The sequence below is a fragment of the Pseudoflavonifractor capillosus genome (assembly GCF_016899775.1).
Classification (GTDB): domain Bacteria; phylum Bacillota; class Clostridia; order Oscillospirales; family Oscillospiraceae; genus Lawsonibacter.
In genome coordinates this window covers 1-15,206 of record NZ_JACJJE010000015.1, presented here as the reverse complement: position 1 = coordinate 15,206, position 15,206 = coordinate 1, and the positions used below count along the sequence as shown (strand labels likewise).

The following is a 15,206-nucleotide window of genomic DNA, read 5'->3' as shown; positions in this document are numbered from 1 at the left end:
GCCCGCCCCCCTTTTCACGGCCCGCTGCCCGCACCGCTCATACCGGCTGTGCGCACGCTCTTTTCCTCCGCATAGTGAGCTCAATGAAAAAAGCCGGGCAGCACAGCCCAAAAAGGACTGCTCTGCCCGGCTTTCGTTTTTCCTTGAAGGCCGTCAGACGCCTCAGAACAGGGACACCCCGGAGATGGTCAGAGGCAGGTCGGTAAAGTAGTTAATGGGGTCCACACGGCTGCCGTTCACCCGGACTTCAAAGTGGAGATGGTTGCCGGTGGAGGAACCGGTGGTGCCCACGTAACCGATCACCTGTCCCTGGGAGACAGTGTCTCCCTTGGAGCAGTTCCGGCGGACCATATGGGCATACAAGGTAGAGGTGCCGTCGCTGTGGCTGACTACCACATAGTTGCCGTAGGAGTTGTTATAGGTGGAGGTGGTCACCACGCCGCTCTTGGCGGCCAAAATACTGGTGCCGCTGGAGGCCGGGATGTCGATTCCCGTATGGTTGTTGGCCTTTCCGGTGATGGGGTGCTTCCGGCTGCCAAACAAGGATGACAGATTATACCGGCCAGGCAGGGGCCAAAGGAAACCGGACTCGCTGGGCACGTTGGCAATCTGTGCGGCCAGCTCCCGCTCGGCGGCGGCGATCTCCGCAGTGGCCGCATCCGAGGCAGCCCGCAGCTGAGCCTCTCGGGCCTCCAGTTCGTCCTCCTGGTTACTGATCTGGCTGAGCAGGGCATCCACTTCAGACTCCTGAGCCTGGAGGTTCGCCTGAGCGGCCTCCTGCTCTGCTTTGGCATCTTGCTGCTCCTGACGGGCGGTCTCCAGTTCCGCCTTGTCCTCCTCGATCTGCTCCCGCAGGGCGATGAGCTGGTCCATGACCTGGTTGTCATAGTCCATGATCTCCTCCACCATCATGGCGTTGTCCAGCAGGTCCGCAAAGTCCTTGGAGGAGAACAGAATGGACCAGTAGGAGACCTCCCCCTGTTCCTCCATGTACCGCACCCGCTCACAGAACAGCTCGTACTGGGCCTGTTCCTCCGCCTCCGCCTGACTGAGCTCCTCCTGCTTCTGGGCGATGAGCTCATCGTATTTGGCGATCTGGGCGGCAATGGTATTGATCTCCGCCCGGGTGGCGTTGATCTGCTGTTCCAGCAGTGTTTTGCGTGCCATAGCATTCTCTCGATCCGCCGCCAAGGAGTCCAATTGGTCCTGAATCTCCTCCTGCTGCTGCTTGAGGCTGTTGGCCTCCTCCTTCATTGCGTCGATCTCCGCCTGGGTCACGGCGGAGGCGGGAACCACCACTGTCTCGGGCAGCAGAGAGACCGCCACCGCCGCTGTCAGGGCCAGGCCGCACAGGCGAAACGCCCACTTTCTTCCGTGTTCTTTCCACCACTGTCTCATGCCGGCCACCTCACCGCATCCAGAAGGTGCTCACCATAGGCAGGATCAGAGCAATCACCATCACCACGGCCAAAATGCCCATTACAATCCGCTGCTTCTTCGGTCTCATGCCTTGCGCTCCTTTCCCACGAAACCTTATACCTGCAAAAACTTCCGAATGGCCAGCACCGAGCCCACCACACCGATGAGCAGACCGGCCACGATAAATACCAGCAAAAACTGCCACGCCAGAGAGGTAAAGGGCAGAACGGTGATGAGGGACAGGCCGTTGTTCTGGATAATGGCCTTGCTCACCAGCTCATAGATGCCCCACTGGGCAAAGAAGGCCACCAGGGCGCCGGTCATGCCCAAAATCATGCCCTCCACCACGAAGGGCCACCGGATAAAGGCGTTGGTGGCGCCGCACATCTTCATAATGGCGATCTCCTCCCGGCGGTAGAAGAAGGCCAGCTTGATGGTGTTGGCGATGATGAACAGGGACACCACGGCCAGCATGGTCACCAGCACAATGGCCACGCCGGCGGCGATGTTCCGCACCATGACGAATCCCTGGGCGATGTCGTAGGCCGCGTTCACATCGACAATGCCGGTGATCCCATCCACCTGTTCCGAGGTGGCCTGGAGCTGCTCGATGTCGTCCACATGGATCTCAAAGCGGTCCCGCAGCACCTCATCAGGCAGATCCGCCAGCAGGGGGTTGTCCTCCCGGCCCGCCCGGAAGTCGTCCAAAGCCTCCGCCCGGGTGACAAAGGCCACCTGACCCACATTGGGCACCGCCTCAATCTGACTCTGGAGGGCCCGGGCCTCCTCCTCTGTGTAGTTCTCGTCCACATAGGCCAAAAACAGATTGTCGTCCTCCAGGTCCCCCAGCATGTGGTTTAAGTTCACTGCCACCAGGGAAAAGGAGCCCATAATCAGAAGGCAGGCCACAATCATGCACACGGCGGCAAAGGACATAAAGCCGTGGGTGAAGATGGAGTGGAAGCCCTCGCTGCAATAATACTGAAAATCAAACCTTCTCGCCATTGTAATACCCGCCTGTCTCGTCGTTGATGATGCGGCCGTCCTCGATGGCCACCACCCGCTTGGTGAACCGGTTCACCAGGCTCTTCTCATGGGTGACCACCAGCACGGTGGTGCCCAGATCGTTGATGCGCTCCAGCAGCATCATGATCTCCAGGGACCGGTGGGGGTCCAGGTTGCCGGTGGGCTCGTCGGCGATGATCATATTGGGGTTGTTCACCAGAGCCCGGGCAATGGCCACACGCTGCTGCTCGCCGCCGGAGAGCTGGCCGGGGTACCGGTCCGCCTTGTGCTCCAGCCCCACCAGCTGCAGCACATAGGGAATGCGCCGCTTCACGTCCCGGGGGGAGGCCCCGATGGCCCGCATGGCGAAGGACAGGTTCTCATATACCGTCTTTTTGTCGATAAGGCGGAAATCCTGGAAGATGATGCCCAGGGTCCGCCGCATGAGGGGCACCTGCCGGGGGCTGATGTTGTTCAGGCTGTACCCGTTGACCATGAGCTTGCCCTCGGTGAGGCCGATCTCCCCGGTGATAAGTTTGATGATGGTGGACTTGCCGGACCCGGAGGGTCCCACCAGAAAGACGAACTCCCCGTCGTCAATGCGCAGGTTGATGCCCTTCAGAGCCTTGGTTCCGTTGTCGTACTCCTTATAAACGTCAATAAAGCGTATCATGTAAGATAGTCCTCACGATATAGTTATGTAGGGGCGCGCCATGCGCCCAAATAAAGTCAGTCCTGAGGCGGGGCGCGCCGGCGGCCCTTCCCTCAAAACGAAAATGCGCTTCTCACAGTTTCCCAAAGCAACAAGTGGAAATGTTTTCCCGGGAAATCCTGTGCCCTATTAGGTTACACCCGTAACCTTTCTTTGTCAATGGCAATTTTCGGTTTTATGTCACCTTTTTTGGCCGCCGGATTCCACAAGAAAAAGAGCCTCTGTCCGCCTCGCGGCAGACAGAGGCCCCCTTTTGCACTCTGTAGAATTGTCAGGACTCGATTCCCCGGGAAATGAGGTACTTCTTGACCATCAAAGCCACCTTGAAGGTGATGGCGTCGTCAAACTCCCGCAGGTCCAGGCCGGTGAGCTTCTTGATCTTCTCCAGGCGGTACACCAGGGTGTTCCGGTGGACGAAGAGCTTCCGGGCGGTCTCGGACACATTCAGGTTGTTCTCGAAGAACTTGTTGATGGTAAGCAGGGTCTCCTGGTCCAGGGCGTCGATGGGGTTTTTCTTGAAAACCTCCTGGAGGAACATCTGGCACAGGATGGTGGGCAGCTGATAGATCAGCCGGCCGATGCCCAGGTTCTCGTAGTTGATGACCGTCTTTTCGGTGTCAAACACCTTGCCCACATCAATGGCCACGCCGGCCTCCTTGTAGGCCCGGGCCAGATCCCGGATGTGGTTGACCACGGTGCCGATGCCGATGACCACCTTGATGCCCAGCTCCTGGGTGACGGCGGTGGCAATCTGCTTGGCGATGCGCTGGAGCTCCCGGGCGTCCGCCCCTTCGGGCAGCTGCTTGATCAGAGCCACGTCGGTCTCGTTGATGGAGATGACGAAGTCGGTCTGCTTGTCCGGGAACAGGTTCTGGATGACGTCGATGGTGCTCACGTCGGCGGGGCCCAGCTGGCGCACCAGGAAGGCGGCCCGGGGCGCCTCGGAGACGAAGTGCAGCTCCTTGGCCTGAGTATAAATATCACCCAGAAGAATATTGTCCGAGATGATATTTTTCACAAAGGTGGCCTTGTCGTGCTTCTCCTCATAGTAGGCCTTGGCCCCGTTGAAGGCCACCACCGCCATGGCGCACAGGGAGCCGGCCATCTCGTCCTCCCCCTGCACAAAGGCGGCATAGTCGAACTGAGCCCCCCAGCCCGCCAGGGGCTTGAAGGTCTTTCCCTCAAAATGGGCGGCGGCGTGGTCCGCGGCATTGACGGCGGTCACTGCGCCGGACCAATGCTCGCCAATGCAGGTCAGTTCACTGCACGCCACCACGATCCCGTCTGCATCGATCACACCCACAGTGCGGTCGACGCTGTCTTTCATCTGGAGTACCACTCCCTGAAACATCCTGCTGGACACATGGATCCCTCCCAAGTAAAACTCTTGAAACAACTATTGACATTATAACGGTTTACCCCCCGGTTTGGCAAGAGGGTTTCCCAATTTTTTTGTGAAAAACAACCAAAACCTTGCGAGAAACTCACTGTCCCCTTCGCAGAGCTGCTACCTCCTCCTGGGTGAGGGGCCGCCACTCCCCCGGTCCCAGGGCCGGGTCCAGCCGGATGGGCCCCATGGACAGGCGCTTCAAGTACCGCACCGGCTTCCCCCGGGCGGCCAGCATCCGCTTCACCTGGTGGTACTTCCCCTCCCGGAGGGTGACCAGGCACTCCGAGCCGTCCCCCAGGGGCTCCAGACCTGCGGGCAGGCAGGCAAGGCCGTCCCCCAGCACCATCCCCTGGGCCAGGGCCTCCGCGTCGGACGCGTCCACCGTCCCGTCCACCTGGGCGTAGTACACCTTGTCCACATGCTTGTTCGGGGCGAGCAGGTCGTGGCCCAGGGGTCCGTCGTCGGTGAGGAGGAGCAGGCCCTCGGTGTCCTTGTCCAGCCGCCCCACGGGAAACAGACCCCGGCGGCGCAGGTGCTCCGGCAGCAGATCCAGCACCGTTTTCTGGTTCCGGTCCTCGGTGGCGGACAACAGCCCCGCCGGCTTGTGGAGCATCAGATACACAAAGGGTGCGCAGTCCACCTCCCGGCCGTCCACGGACAGCCGAACCCGCTCCGGGTCAAACTTGTCCTCCGGGCGGGCCGCAGGGCGGCCGTCCGCCAGTACCCGGCCCTGCCGGACCAGATCCTTCACCTCCCGCCGGGACCAGTGCCCGGTGGAGGCCAGCAGCTTGTCCAGCCGCTCCAGCGCCATACCGCCGCCCCCGTTTCCTGAAAATTCGGACTGTTTTTTCACACGTCGGTCTATTGTACCAAAAGGCACCAGGAAATTCAATACTTTTTTGTTCTCTCTCCGGCATACCCCTGTCCCGGGGCGCATAAGAATGAAGCAAAGACCAGGAACGGGAAGGAGATATGCGCTGTGTTGATTATGACCGCAAAGCTGCCCAGAAGAAAGCTGGCCTTCAGCGTGGCCGCCGCCGCGCTGGTGTGCTGCGCGGCTCTGGCGCTGAATTTGGGGGGCGGCGCGTTCCAAGCCGCCTCGGCCTCCGCTTCCGGCCTCCCCAGCCCCAAGGGCGTGAAGTCCAACGAAGACCGGGTGGCCTATCTGGAGGGCTACAGCTGGCAGGTGCTGGAGGAGCCCCTGGCCACCGAGGAGCTGCTCATCCCGGAGGAGATGGATGAGAGCTACGACGACTACCTGGCCCTCCAGGCCAGCCAGGGCTTCGACCTGGAGCAGTACGCCGGCAAGCGGGTGAAGCGGTACACCTATGAGATCACCAACTACCCCACCGGCGAGGCGGGGGTCCAGGCCAATCTGATGATTTACCGGAACACGGTCATCGGCGGCGAGGTCCTCTCCCCCCAGATGGACGGATTTCTCCACGGGCTGTCCATGCCGGCCGGGTCGTGACAGCCCCCTCTCCCCCATATCCATGCGGCCCCCGCCGGGGCTGCTTTTTTTCTGCCCTTCCGGCCGGTCAGTCTCCACAAAAAGCCCCTCAAAAAGTTGTATCATTTCCCGAATATTTCAGGATATTTCCCACAGGATTGACAATATCGCCAGGCGATATTACAATATCATTAGACGATATCGACTCGCGATATTGCATCCCAAGGAGGTGTTCAGATGGGCGGAAATAGCCGCGGTCCTCTGACCGAACCTATGTTTTATGTCCTGATGTCTTTCCTGCGCCGGGACATGTGCGGCACAGAGATCACCGAATTTGTCGAACGAAAGACCCGCGGCCGGGTCAAGCTGGGCCCGGGCACCCTGTACACCCTGCTGGGCAAGTTTCAGGATGAGAAGCTCATCCAGGAGACCGAGGTGGACGGCCGCAAGCGCACCTACCGCATCACCCCCAAGGGGCGGGCGGTGTACCAGGAGGAGGTGGACCGCCTGCGGTCCTGCCTCATGGACGCGGAGGAGGAGGGTTTGATATGAAATACGTAAGAAAATGGACCCCGGTGTCCTCCTATGACATCCAAGGGCTGGAGAGCTGGCTCCAGGATCTGGCCCTCCAGGGGCTCTATCTGGAGCAGTTCCGCCCCCTGTTCTGTACCTTCTACTCAGACGCCGCCAAACGGACCCGGTACCGCATCGAGCCCCACCACCGGCGGCTGGACGATGACCTGCCCCGGTCCATGCTGGAGCTATACGAATCCTACGGCTGGACGTGCGTGGGAGAGATCGGCCGGGAGCTGCTGATCTTCGCCACCCAGGAGGAGGACGCCCCGGAACTTCACACCGACCCGGAACTCCAGGGGGAGCAGTGGCGGAAGCTGGTGCGCCGGCTGCGCCGAGGCTTTTTCCTCTCGCTGTTCTGCTTTCTGCTGATCACCGTCTTTTGCGCCTGGTCCTTGTTCGAAGAGGGGACGCCCGTCCTGGTCCTGCTCACCTCAGCCATCCCCATCTTGCCCCTCTATCTGGTCCTCGCCCTGTTCTCCCTGGCCTCCCAGTGGGGTGAGCTGCAGGCGGTCACCCAATTCACCCGGCAGCTGGAGGCGGGAGAGTCTCTCCCCCACCGGGCTCCCTATCCCAAGAGCCGCCCAGGCTACCTCGTCTCGTTCCTGGCTTCCAGTGTGCTGCTGGTGCTGTTCCTGGCCGCCCAGTATGTCCTCCCCTTTGCCGGCGGCGCGCTGCAGCCGGTGGCGGCGGCGGAGTCAGCATTTTCTCCCCTGTCTCTGGCCGATCTGGAGGAGGAGAACTACCGTCCCTACTCTATCTCCTCTGGCAGCACTACCGATTACGCCAATTTCTCCCAGCGGGAGCAGTACCTGCTGTCCACCCGGTGGGAGGTTGTCCAAAGCAGCCGCTGGGCCCCTGACGGAGAGGACTGGGTACATCTGGAGACCCTGTGGTACGATCTGCCCGCCCCTCTGTCCTTCCTGTCCGCCCCCGCAGCCCGGGAGCTGCTGGACCAGGCCATGAAGCTGGACGACGACATCTGGTGGTCCAGCGGAGCGCCGGTCACCTGGGACGTGACCTACTTCCCGCGGGAGGGCGTCCAGCTGCTGGCCATCGCCCAGAGGGAGGGCGGCACCTTCCAGGCCGCCGTGGCCGCGGCCGGCGACAAGGTCGTGCTGGCGCGCTACACCGGCTCCGCCCATCTGGCGGACCACCTGGAGGAAATCGCCGCGATGGTCGCATAGCGGGGACACCGCCCCCCTCAAATCTCTCCGGAGGTATTTTGGATAAAACACTGCGCGGTCCAATGGGGCCCGCACCGCGCGGTCCTCTCACTTCTGATCTTGGAGGTGCCTCTATGAAAAAGTTCTGGCTCCCCTACTCCCTGTGGGACATCCAGGGGATCGAGCTGTGGCTCAACGATCTGGCCGCCCAGGGCTATGAACTGAAACGCTTTTCCCACTTCTGGTCCATAGGCCGGGTGGAATTTCAGCCCTCGGAGGAGGCTAAACACTGCCGCTACCGCCTGGAGCCCATTGGAAAGGGGACAAAAGAGCTGCGGGAGCGGGCGGCCAACTACCGGGAGCCGGGCTGGCGCTTTGTGGAGCAGATCGGCAAGCTGTACGCCGTCTACCGCTGTGACGACCCGGAGGCCCCGGAGCTGTACACCGACCCGGAGAGCTTAGGCTGGGCTATGAAAAAGCTCATCCTGCGGCAGTGGCTGGGGGCAGCGGCCGTCCTGCTCTGGGCCGGCATGCTGCTGCGGGACATGCTTGCCCAGTTGTTCACCGCCCCCGCTGTCCTTGCCATGGAGCTGGTCCTGGATTTTGAGCGCCTGGCCCCTCTGCTTCTGGCGCTGCTGGTCGTGGTGGGCGGGACGGTGCTGGGCGTCCTGTATCAGACGGTTCGATTCACCGGCCTGCGCCGCCGCCTGGCCCAGGGGGAGCTGCCCCCGGTGCAGAAGCGGACCTATCCCCAGCTGCGGCAATTTCTGCTGACCCTGTTCCTGGTGGTCTTTCTGGTGGGGTACTTCTTCTTTTTCAACTGGGTCAACAGCTGGCGGGAGCGGCCCCTGCCGGAGAATCCGGCGGAGTGGGATTTCCCCCACATCACCCTCTCGGAGACGGTGCCCGCCGGGACGGAGCTGCGGGAGAACGCCCGTCAAACGGTGACGCTCCCTAGCCGGCCTGGTCAAATCGTGTTCTTTTACGACCGGGCGTACACCTCCTGGCTGGCCCCGGAGCAGTACTACGTCACCCAGTCCGGCCTGGCTCGCCTGCCCGGCGAGATCTCCCGGCAGGTCCAGCTGGTTCAGGACTACACCAAAACCCGCGCCCCCTTTTTGGCAGAGTGGGTGTACGCCGGAAAGGTCCAGGAGTGGCGGCAGCGGCTGAACGCCTTGGTCTCTGAATATGGTGCGGAGGAAACGATCTCCTACCCGGGCCTGGACCAGCTGACCCGCTTCTCGTACCAGTATTGGGGTGAGGACTGGTCCCGGGCCTGCTATGTAGGCCGTCTGGGCAGCCAGGTGTTCGTACTGCATCTCCGGGGTCCCGACCTGGAAACACCCCTGGACCTGCTGACAGAGCGGCTGGCGGCGGAGGCCGCCTGACGCCGCCCCCAATAGAAATAAAACGAGAAAGGAAGCGCTGGTTTATGTACGACCAATACGGAAACAAACTGATCCGCCGGGCCATCCCCTATCAGCTCTACGACATAGCGGGCCTGCAGCAGTGGTTTGAGGAGATGTCCGCCAAGGGGTGGATCTTGGACGGCTTCGGCATCCGCACAGCTGTTTTTCACCAGGACAAGCCCGCCCCCGGGGTGCGCTACCGCCTGGAGCCCCAGAGCTATTGGGACACCTCCATCGACTACGAGAAGAACGAGGCTTACGCCCAGATGGGCTGGGAGTTTGTGGACACCGTCACCCGCTACTACTACATCTACCGGGCGGCGGACCCGGAGACGGAGGAGCTCCACACCGACCCGGTGACTCAGAGCTATGTGTTCGACCACTATTTGAAGTACTTTTTCCGGTTCTTCTGCGCCGGAGTGGTCATTCTGCTGGGACAGGCGGCCTACACCCTGGGCTTTGACCGCAGCGCCCTCACCCTCTCCCTGTCCGGCTTTTTGGAGGACCTGGTGCTGGACACCCAGTATATCGTCCCCCTTCTTCTGGCTGACCTGTGGGCCCTGCTGGTGATCACCCCCATCTACTACTTCCGCTTTCTGAAGATCTGGAAGCTGCGCAATCAGCTGGCGGCCGGGGTCCCCCTGGACGCGGGGCAGCGGTACCCCCGCTCCACAGCCAGCACGGTGGCCTTCTTCGCCGTCCCCGTCGTTCTGTTTTTCCTCAGCTTCCTGGGCATCCTTCTCCCCCCGTCCGAGAAAGCGTCTCTCACCCCGGACCAGCCCACCCCCGCTCCTCTGGTCTCCCTGTACGACCTGGAGCTGAACCCGGCCATCCAGGACCCGGAATTCCGCTCCAATCTGGTGGAGACCTCCTCCTCCCCTCTGGCTGTCAAGCAGACCCTGAGCCAGTGGACCGACTGGGAGGAGCCGGACGACCCCACCGCCTCCATCTCCGTCGACTATGTGGACGCGGTCTCCTCCACCTGCGCCGGGTGGGTGCTGGACAGCTGGAAGCGCACTGACGAGGCGGAGAACGGCGTCTCCTGGCAGGAGGCCAGCCGCCCCGGCCTGGACCGCCTGTATACCCGCATCCAGGTCCCGGAGGGTCCGTCTTCCTACACAGACGGAAACCACACCGTCACGGTCAATCAGTTTGCAGACACGTATTCCTGGCTGGGTCAGGCGGGGGACCAGGTGTTCCGCCTGACGGTGCGGGGCACCGTCCCGCCGGAGGAGGCCCTGGACCTGCTGCTGGAGCGGATGGGCGCAGTCTCATAAGTATCAGCGGCTCCCGCGCCTTCCCTTTTACTTTATTACTGAGGAGGATTCTCCCATGAAAACACTCAAAAACGCCTCATACAAATGGAAGTTCAGCCCGGTGAATCTGATGGACAGGGCCCGGTTCCAGGACTGGCTGAACCAGATGGCCCGCCAGGGACTCTTTTACCACTGGTACTCCAACAAGGTCATACGATTCAGTCCGGGCGGCTTCCCCATGGTCCGGTTCCAGGTGAAGGCCCCCGACCCCAACCGCCGCTACCACCTGTACCCCGCTCCGGAGATGCTCACCGAGCCCCCCGCCGACCTGCTGGAGCAGTACCGGCAATACGGCTGGACCTATGTGGACTACATCCCCTCCAGCTGTATCTCCTACTTTCTCTTTGCCACCGACGACCCCAGCGCGGCAGAGCCCAATTCGAACCCAGAGTCCCTCTACCGGGCCCTGCGCTTCCCCGTTCGGAATCTGCTGATCCTGGCATTTCCGACGCTGATACTGATTCTTGTGTACGGGATCATATTCTCCGGGTCCTGGGGCGGGCTGGAGTCCTCCCAGCAGCTCTCCCCCGCCCTCCAGGTGTTTGGGCTCCTCCTGCTGGCCCTGCTGCTGAGTCTTCTGATCTCCGGCGGCTTCCAGTGGCTCACCTACTTCCTCCTCCGCCGCAAGATCAAGGAGGAGCACACCACCCATCCCTCCCTGCCCAGGTGGCTGCTCATGGCCCAGCGGGTCCTGGCAGTGATCGAGACGGTTTCCTTTCTGGCGGCGGTACTGCTGCCGGGCGGCTCCTTCTTCCGGCGGATGGACCGCCTTCTGGACGCCCGGCACGAGGTCCAGGCCGTGGTTCCCCAGGAGCAGGTCACAGAGGACGTCCCTCTGGAGGACTGGGAGCCCGACTTCGACCTGCTCACTCTGGCGGAGATGGAGGGAGACGGAAGCTGGGTCCCCAGCGAGGACTTCACCTTTGCCGCCGGCATACCCTCTATGGAAAAGGAAATCCACTACAACGTAGTGGACCTGCACGAGGCCCCCGAACAGCCTATCCCCACTTGGTATACCATCAGCCAGGACGGCACGGGGAACAGCGGAACTTCCTCTCTATCCATCTCCTACTACCTGGCCCGGGACGATGAGGCGGCCCAGGCCAGGCTGGAGCGGGAACGGACCTCCTCTGAATATTACGACTACCAGCCCATTGAGGTCCCCGGGGCCGAGGAATTTTGGTGCGATTCCGTGGGACTCACCCCCGAGGAGGATGTCTCCCCCGCCTGGTTCGTCCTGGCCCGGAAGGGGGACCGGCTGCTGGAGCTGCGCTACGACGGCACTCTGGATCTGAGTGAGTGGTTTGACGAGATCGCCGCCATGCTCACACCGGAGGGGTGAGTGGTTTCTTTTTTGGCAAGACAGGGCACAGACTTTTTCCATAAGGAGCTGATCCTATGAACCAATTTGAGAAAAAAGCCCCCGGCAATTTGATCCGAAAATGGGCCGTGGTGGACGCCAAGGACATCTCCCGCACAGAAACCTGGCTGGAGGACATGGCCGCCCAGGGGCTGTTCTTCCACGACTTCTCCGGGTGGAGTATCCTGGCCCCCGGCCCCCTCTGGATTGTGCTGTTCCAGAAGGACGCCCCCAGGCCGGAGCGCCGGTACCGCCTGTGCCCCACCCGACCCCAGGAGGCGGAGCCCTCCCAGGAGACCCTGGAGCTGTACGCCCAGGCCGGCTGGCAGTTTCTGCGGTACTGGGGCACCTCATGCGTGTCCTACTTCCTGTTCTACAGCGACGACCCCGCCGCCCCGGAGCCCTACACCGACCCGGACTCCCTCTACGAGGCCCTCCGGCCCCCGAAGAAAGATGTGCTCAACGATTTGCTTTTGGGCGGGGTGCTGTATACCTCCACCGTTATCCTACGCGCCACACGAATCCTGGACCGCCAGCTCTCCTTCCTGCCCAACTGGATTTTTGCCGCGGCCGCGGCACTGCTGATCGCCCTTTGGCTGATCTCCCTCCTTCTGAATGGGATCGACTGGCTCACCGTTCTGGCCCTTCGGCAGGAGATCCGGCGGCGGGACACGGTACGGCCCGCTCCGCCCTCCGCCCTGTTCGCCGCCCGCTGTTTCTTCTCCTCCCTTCTATCCCTCCTCCAGACGGGGCTCCTGGCTGTGGCTCTCGCCTTGATTTTCACGCTCTTTCGCATCAACAGCGACCTGCCCCTGGAGCAGTTCGACCCCGACTTTGACCTGCTCACCCTGTCGGAGATGGAGGGGGACGGGAGCTGGACGCCGGAGCCCGACCTGGAGGTCGCGGACCAGCTCCTCCGCTTCAATGCGGCGGACGTGTACCAGGACCCCGGCCGGGGCGTCCAGATGTGGTACGACGTCAGCCAGGCGGGCTACGGCACCAGCGGGGACTCCAGCATGGACCTGAACTACTTTGTCTCCGACGACGCCCAGGCCGCCTGGGAGCTCCTGGCCAGCCTGGTTCAGGACCTCCAGAGCCCAGACGGCGACCTCCTCTCCTACCTCCCCGACCAGCTCCCCTTCCAGCGGGAAACCGTTCCCGGCGCGGAGGAGTTTCTGGTCCGCCGGGCAGGAGAAAACTGGGACGTAGTCGCCCTGGAGGGGGACCGGGTGCTGGCCCTGCGGTACTCCGGCGCGCTGGATCTGACCGGCTGGTACGATGAGATTGCCGCCATGCTCACGCCGGAGGAATGACAGGCGGAAGGGGCAAGCCCCCGCCCTGCCCAGCTCGTTTTATCCCAAAGAGTTCGGCCATAGGCGGCCGCCAGAGACACCCCTGCCAAGGGCGCGCCGGGCCGCCGCGCCCCGAACCTCTACCTTGGGAAACATGCTACGGGCAAACATCAAAATTGAAATAAGGAGTGACGAACGATGGGGAAACAAAAGAATCGGGTCACCAAGTGGTCCCCGGTGAGCCCCATGGACTTTCCCCGCTTTGAGTCCTGGCTGGAGGAGATGGCCGGGAAGGGGTTTCTGGTGCACCGCGTTCAGCAGAACTTGTTCTCCCTGGCCCGAGTCAAATTCCGCCGGGACGAGCCCCACCCCCACCGCCGGTACCGGGTGTGTCCCGCCCAGGGGCAGCAGCAGGCGCGGGAGGAGCCGTCCCAGGAGCTGCTGGAACTGTACGCCGGCGCGGGGTGGACTTACGAGGGGAGCTTCGGCCGGTCCTGGACCACCCTGTACCTCTTTTCCTCCGACGATCCGGAGGCCCAGGAGCCCTACACCGACCCGGACTCCTTACGGTACGCCCTGCGCTTTCCAAAAGGCAACCTGCTCTCCTATCTTTTCCTCCTCGCCTTGAATCTATGGCTGTATACAGCCATCGCGGTTATGGATATGGACCTCCATCAATCCCCCCACCTGGCCGCCCCCCTGGTCACCCTATTCCGGGTCTTCCTGGCCCTGCTGTGGGTCCTGCAGGTGCTGATCCTGGGAAGCGATCTCCTGACTGTGGTCCTGCTCCGCCGCCGGGCCCGCAGAGACCAGACGGTGCGGCCCAGCCTCCCCCTTTGGCCCTACCGGCTCCAGCGGCTATTTGCCCGCGCCGCCGCGGTCCTGCTGCTGACGGGCATGTCCGCAGCCCTGCTGGCCTCTCTCACCGACAAAGTGGAGAAGAACATCCCTCTGGAGGAATTTCAGCCGGACTTCTCTCTGCTCACCCTGGAGGAGATGGCGGGGGACGGCGGCTGGACGCCTTGGGAGGATTGGACCGCCAGCGAACACGTAGACCTCTCCCCTGAGATGGCCGAGCAGGCCGACATCACCATCTACTACAATGCGGCAACTATGAAGCGCAACCCGATCTTCTCCCCCATTCAGACCTATTACATCGTTCAGCAGGGGGGCACCGGAGCCGCGGGGCACGGGCAGATGGACCTGTACTACTACATAGCGGCCGGTTCGGAACAGGCCTGGGCCCAGCTGGCCGACCTCACCCAGCAGATCGCACGGGATCGGAACATCGGTGATTCCGCCCCGGACCAACTGGACTTCCAGCGGGAAACGGTTCCCGGCGCGGAGGAATTTTTGGTTCATCGGGAGGAAGCAAACTGGGACGTGGTCGCCCTGGAGGGGAACCGGGTGCTGCGGCTGACTTACAATGGGGCCCTGGACCTGACAGACTGGTACGACGAAATTGCCGCCATGCTCACGCCAAACTCGTAGGAGGTGTATTTCTCCATGAAGCATGTCCGAAAATGGCTTCCTGTCCCCACCTATGACCTGCCCGGTATAGAGGGGTGGCTGGAGGAGATGGCCGGCAAGGGACTGTATTTGGAGCGGCTGAAATCTTGGACCGCCCGATTCCGGCGGGGGGAGCCCCGGCCCCGGCGTTTCCGCATTCAGCCCTGCTGCGGCCGTGAGCGGGAGTTTCTCCTCCAAAAGCCGCCGGAGGACCTGGTGGAGCTGTTCGCCAGCTTCGGCTGGCAGTGCGAGGGCTGGGCCTCCTCCTCCCTGGTCCTCTTTTCCACCGACGATCCGGAGGCCCCGGAGCCAAATCCGGACCCCCAGACCTTGGAGCTGGCCCTGGAGCCCCTTGTCCGTACCGCAGTCAGAAACCTGCGGTTGGAAGTGTCATTCGGGATTTTTGTCCTGTTTCTATGTATCCTGCAGCTCCCCTGTTTCATGCCCCGGATTTGGGAGAACGGCATCCCTATCCTTTTTGTGGGCTTCATCCCCCTGGCCCTTCTGGATCTTTGGGACGCTAAACGGGCAAACCGGGTGCTTCAGGACCTGCGCCGGCGGCTGCAGGAGGGAGATCCCCTCCCGCCCCGCCCCGGCCCCTTCTC

General features: G+C 62.3%; 14 protein-coding genes. 9 read left to right on the top strand and 5 right to left on the bottom strand.

Annotated features, from left to right (window positions below):
- Positions 1–162 precede the first annotated feature (162 nt).
- The 5 genes from H6B31_RS06560 to H6B31_RS06540 form a co-directional block, all read right to left on the bottom strand.
- Positions 163–1,398 carry a murein hydrolase activator EnvC family protein gene (locus H6B31_RS06560; protein WP_204897822.1) on the bottom strand — a complete coding sequence of 412 codons (1,236 nt, stop codon included), beginning with the start codon at positions 1,396–1,398 and terminating at the stop codon, positions 163–165.
- A gap of 135 nt (positions 1,399–1,533) precedes the next feature.
- Positions 1,534–2,424 carry a permease-like cell division protein FtsX gene (gene ftsX / locus H6B31_RS06555; RefSeq protein ID WP_204897821.1) on the bottom strand — a complete coding sequence of 297 codons (891 nt, stop codon included), beginning with the start codon at positions 2,422–2,424 and terminating at the stop codon, positions 1,534–1,536.
- Positions 2,408–3,097 carry a cell division ATP-binding protein FtsE gene (gene ftsE / locus H6B31_RS06550; protein ID WP_087291134.1) on the bottom strand — a complete coding sequence of 230 codons (690 nt, stop codon included), beginning with the start codon at positions 3,095–3,097 and terminating at the stop codon, positions 2,408–2,410. The genes ftsX and ftsE overlap by 17 nt, the downstream gene beginning before the upstream one ends.
- A gap of 310 nt (positions 3,098–3,407) precedes the next feature.
- Positions 3,408–4,499: a PucR family transcriptional regulator gene (locus H6B31_RS06545; protein WP_087291132.1), complete on the bottom strand. Its 1,092-nt coding sequence runs from the start codon at positions 4,497–4,499 to the stop codon at positions 3,408–3,410.
- 121 nt (positions 4,500–4,620) lie between these two features.
- A complete protein-coding gene (locus H6B31_RS06540) occupies positions 4,621–5,337 on the bottom strand; it encodes a pseudouridine synthase (RefSeq protein ID WP_204897864.1) in 717 nt (238 codons plus the stop codon).
- 177 nt (positions 5,338–5,514) lie between these two features.
- Between H6B31_RS06540 and H6B31_RS06535 the strand changes: the two genes are divergently transcribed.
- The 9 genes from H6B31_RS06535 to H6B31_RS06495 form a co-directional block, all read left to right on the top strand.
- Positions 5,515–5,997, top strand: a complete 483-nt coding sequence (locus H6B31_RS06535) for a DUF4830 domain-containing protein (protein WP_204897863.1) — start codon at positions 5,515–5,517, stop codon at positions 5,995–5,997.
- Positions 5,998–6,213: 216 nt separating this feature from the next.
- Positions 6,214–6,528 (top strand): PadR family transcriptional regulator, encoded by a 315-nt coding sequence (locus H6B31_RS06530; protein ID WP_204897820.1) that lies wholly within the window; start codon positions 6,214–6,216, stop codon positions 6,526–6,528.
- On the top strand, positions 6,525–7,736 hold the full coding sequence (locus H6B31_RS06525; RefSeq protein WP_204897819.1) for a DUF2812 domain-containing protein: 1,212 nt from the start codon (positions 6,525–6,527) through the stop codon (positions 7,734–7,736). The genes H6B31_RS06530 and H6B31_RS06525 overlap by 4 nt, the downstream gene beginning before the upstream one ends.
- Before the next feature lie 113 nt (positions 7,737–7,849).
- Positions 7,850–9,103, top strand: a complete 1,254-nt coding sequence (locus H6B31_RS06520) for a DUF2812 domain-containing protein (RefSeq protein ID WP_204897818.1) — start codon at positions 7,850–7,852, stop codon at positions 9,101–9,103.
- A gap of 44 nt (positions 9,104–9,147) precedes the next feature.
- Positions 9,148–10,401: a DUF2812 domain-containing protein gene (locus H6B31_RS06515; protein WP_204897817.1), complete on the top strand. Its 1,254-nt coding sequence runs from the start codon at positions 9,148–9,150 to the stop codon at positions 10,399–10,401.
- A gap of 55 nt (positions 10,402–10,456) precedes the next feature.
- Positions 10,457–11,782 (top strand): DUF2812 domain-containing protein, encoded by a 1,326-nt coding sequence (locus H6B31_RS06510; protein WP_204897816.1) that lies wholly within the window; start codon positions 10,457–10,459, stop codon positions 11,780–11,782.
- Positions 11,783–11,838: 56 nt separating this feature from the next.
- Complete coding sequence (locus H6B31_RS06505; protein WP_204897815.1) at positions 11,839–13,113, top strand: DUF2812 domain-containing protein; 1,275 nt, start codon at positions 11,839–11,841, stop codon at positions 13,111–13,113.
- A 177-nt stretch (positions 13,114–13,290) separates the two neighbouring features.
- Complete coding sequence (locus H6B31_RS06500) at positions 13,291–14,583, top strand: DUF2812 domain-containing protein (protein ID WP_204897814.1); 1,293 nt, start codon at positions 13,291–13,293, stop codon at positions 14,581–14,583.
- Between the two features lie 15 nt (positions 14,584–14,598).
- The coding region (locus tag H6B31_RS06495; RefSeq protein WP_204897813.1) for a DUF2812 domain-containing protein at positions 14,599–15,206 on the top strand (608 nt) is incomplete at its 3' end.

What these genes read in the sequence shown, in the direction of transcription:
- H6B31_RS06560 (WP_204897822.1), bottom strand. Translation starts at nt 1,398, where the DNA reads ATGAGACAGTGGTGGAAAGAACACGGAAGAAAGTGGGCGTTTCGCCTG.
- ftsX (WP_204897821.1), bottom strand. Translation starts at nt 2,424, where the DNA reads ATGGCGAGAAGGTTTGATTTTCAGTATTATTGCAGCGAGGGCTTCCAC.
- ftsE (WP_087291134.1), bottom strand. Translation starts at nt 3,097, where the DNA reads ATGATACGCTTTATTGACGTTTATAAGGAGTACGACAACGGAACCAAG.
- H6B31_RS06540 (WP_204897864.1), bottom strand. Translation starts at nt 5,337, where the DNA reads ATGGCGCTGGAGCGGCTGGACAAGCTGCTGGCCTCCACCGGGCACTGG.
- H6B31_RS06535 (WP_204897863.1), top strand. Translation starts at nt 5,515, where the DNA reads ATGACCGCAAAGCTGCCCAGAAGAAAGCTGGCCTTCAGCGTGGCCGCC.
- H6B31_RS06530 (WP_204897820.1), top strand. Translation starts at nt 6,214, where the DNA reads ATGGGCGGAAATAGCCGCGGTCCTCTGACCGAACCTATGTTTTATGTC.
- H6B31_RS06525 (WP_204897819.1), top strand. Translation starts at nt 6,525, where the DNA reads ATGAAATACGTAAGAAAATGGACCCCGGTGTCCTCCTATGACATCCAA.
- H6B31_RS06520 (WP_204897818.1), top strand. Translation starts at nt 7,850, where the DNA reads ATGAAAAAGTTCTGGCTCCCCTACTCCCTGTGGGACATCCAGGGGATC.
- H6B31_RS06515 (WP_204897817.1), top strand. Translation starts at nt 9,148, where the DNA reads ATGTACGACCAATACGGAAACAAACTGATCCGCCGGGCCATCCCCTAT.
- H6B31_RS06510 (WP_204897816.1), top strand. Translation starts at nt 10,457, where the DNA reads ATGAAAACACTCAAAAACGCCTCATACAAATGGAAGTTCAGCCCGGTG.
- H6B31_RS06505 (WP_204897815.1), top strand. Translation starts at nt 11,839, where the DNA reads ATGAACCAATTTGAGAAAAAAGCCCCCGGCAATTTGATCCGAAAATGG.
- H6B31_RS06500 (WP_204897814.1), top strand. Translation starts at nt 13,291, where the DNA reads ATGGGGAAACAAAAGAATCGGGTCACCAAGTGGTCCCCGGTGAGCCCC.